Annotated in this window: 1 protein-coding gene and 1 pseudogene; both read left to right on the forward strand. The window is 74.1% G+C overall.

Annotation, left to right across the window (positions count from 1 at the left end; genetic code table 11):
• Positions 1–1,150: ATP-binding cassette domain-containing protein (locus IJH84_RS09485; protein ID WP_295142819.1), on the forward strand; the 1,150-nt coding region annotated here is incomplete at its 5' end.
• A gap of 191 nt (positions 1,151–1,341) precedes the next feature.
• Positions 1,342–1,528: pseudogene (locus IJH84_RS09490) on the forward strand (sensor histidine kinase); the annotation flags it as partial.

Consider the following 1,528-nt stretch of genomic DNA (forward strand, 5'->3'; position numbering starts at 1 on the left):
CGCTGCGCTGCTGCTCGCCGCCTTCGGCGGCTGCGCTGCCGCGTTGTTCGCGGAGCGGCGCGCGAGCGCCGCGGTGGCCGATGGCCGTCGCCGCATCGCGGCTCGGCTGCTGGCGCTGCTGGACGGCGCGGGTGAGCTGATCGCGTTCGGTGCGCACGCCGATCGGCGTGCGGAGCTGGCGGATGTCGATGCGCGGCTGGCCGCTCGCGCGCGCCGCGCGGCCTTCGGCGCTGGTGCGGCCACGGCGGTGCAGGTGCTCGCGGTGGGCATCGCGGTGCTCGGTGGCGCGTGGTTCGCGGCTCAGGCGGTGGCCGCCGGACGGCTCGCGCCGGAGCTGGCGCCGTTGCTGGCGCTGGTGCCGCTCGCCGCGGCGGAGGCGGTGGCGGAGTTGCCCGCCGCGGTGCAGCAGTGGCGGAATCTGCGCACCGCGCACGATCGAGTCGCTCCGCTGCTCGGGGCCGCACCGGCATCGAGTCATGAGTCCGAAGTGGACACGCCCGCCGAGCGCGCTGAGACCGGCGACATCGAGCTGCGCGACGTCGATGTCCGCTGGCCTGGTGCCCCCGCGGCCGCGCTGCACGGCGCCACGGTTCGGATCCCGGCGGGCGCGCACGTCGCGATCCTCGGGCCGTCCGGAAGCGGCAAGTCGACATTTTTGGCTCTGCTGCTGGGGATGCTGCCGGTGGAACGCGGCGAAGCGCGCGTGCCGCAGCGGTTCGCCTGGTGCCCGCAGGAACCTGGCCTGGTGGCCACCACGGTCCGGGAGAACCTGCGGATGGCCGCGCCCGAGGCCGATGACCAGCGGCTGGCCGAGGCGCTGCTGCTGGCCGGGTTGCCGGACTGGGGCGAGCGGCTGGGCGAGTTCGTCGGCTCCGGAGGCACCGCGCTGTCCGGTGGTGAGGCGCAGCGGCTCGCCCTGGCTCGCGCTTTGCTCGGCGAGGGGCCGCTGCTGCTGGACGAACCGACCGCGCACCTCGACGTCCCGACCTCGGACGCACTGCTGCGGCGCCTGCACAGCGACGCCGCCGGACGAACCGTGCTGCACGTGACGCACCGCCCCGCGGAGACCGAGCACGCCGACATGGTCCTGCGCATCCGCGACGGCCTGCTCACCGTTGCCCGTGACGACGCGCTCGAAGTCCGACCGTGAACCGCCCTGGCCCGGGTGAACGGCCGGTGCGTCCCGGTAGGCCGGTCGAAAAGTCCGTTCGCTCCAGCACGATTTCGAGTGAACGGCCTGTCTGCCCGATCTATTGGGACGAACGGTCCGTTCACTCGGAGGCTCCGGGTGCGGGTTCGGCCGGTGGGCGCCGCCGGGCGAGGACTAGCCTCGGGATCGTCATGGATTCCACGCTCGCCCAGCGAATGCTCGCGGCGTCCACCGAGATCACCAAGGCCGCGCTGTCGTCCGAGGAACCCGACGCGGTGCTGCCGATGGTGGTGCGCCGCGCCGCCGCGCTGGCCGAAAGCGACCTCGGCCTGGTCATGGTGCACGCCGACGACGGCCGCCTCACCGTCGAAGCCGCGA

This window comes from Saccharopolyspora sp. (assembly GCF_017434145.1).
Classification (GTDB): domain Bacteria; phylum Actinomycetota; class Actinomycetes; order Mycobacteriales; family Pseudonocardiaceae; genus Saccharopolyspora_C; species Saccharopolyspora_C galaxeae.